General features: G+C 63.0%; 1 protein-coding gene. It reads right to left on the reverse strand.

Annotated features, from left to right (window positions below; all coding sequences use genetic code 11):
- Nucleotides 1-852 (reverse strand): IS481 family transposase (locus AABA84_RS34815; protein ID WP_338314351.1); only part of this gene is annotated, 852 nt, incomplete at both ends.

Genomic DNA, 852 nt, shown 5'->3' on the forward strand with positions numbered 1-852 from the left:
GAAGGCTTGAGGAACTTTCCACATTTGGCCTTTGAAGGCGATGTAGCTCCGCGTCGAGGAGACGGTGCGCACGACTTCCCCATCGTCATATTGCACCCTCGGCACATGATCTGGCATGGCGCGAGAACTCGGCCGGTAGCGGTCGGCTGGGATACCCATGCCCAAGCTCTCATGAGGCCGCTCCAGATTGTAGATCGTGCGCCAATGGTCGAGGGCGCGCTGAACTTCAACCAAGGTGCGGAAGGTGCGCAGAGCGAACACTTCCGCTTTCAAGCTGCGATGGAAGCGTTCGTTCTTGCCTCGGCCCTGAGGATGACGCGGCCTGGCATGGACCACCCTGACGCCGAGCTTGAGCAGCCACACTTTCAGCGCGGTCCAGCGAGCGCCGGACGTGTCGCCCCAGGGAGAGCCGTTGTCGAGGTAGAAGGCCTCCGGCAGCCCATAGCGCCGGAAGGTTTCGGTCAGATGTTTCTGCACGTCAGGGCGCTGCTCGTTAGCGCAGGCCTTCAGACACAAGGCATAGCGCGAGTGGTCATCGACCATGGTCAGCGGATGACAGCGCGCTCCGTTGGCAAGGGGCATGTGGCCCTTAAAGTCCATCTGCCACAGCTGATTGGGCGCATCCTTCTCGAAGCGATGGCCGGGAGGACTCGGCGGAGCTTTCTCGCTCGGCACGATCCGCTCATTCCGGCACAAGATCTGATGGACCGTGGAGGGCGCGGGCACAGTCTGGCCGCTGCGCTTGAGGCAATGGGCAATCTTGCGCGCCCCCCAGGCCGGATGCTTGTCCCGCACGGCCAAGACTTGCGCCTCTACCGCGGGCTCGCTGCGTTTGGGCATGCTCTTGGGCCG

The organism is Bradyrhizobium sp. TM239 (assembly GCF_036247985.1).
GTDB lineage: Bacteria > Pseudomonadota > Alphaproteobacteria > Rhizobiales > Xanthobacteraceae > Bradyrhizobium > Bradyrhizobium ottawaense.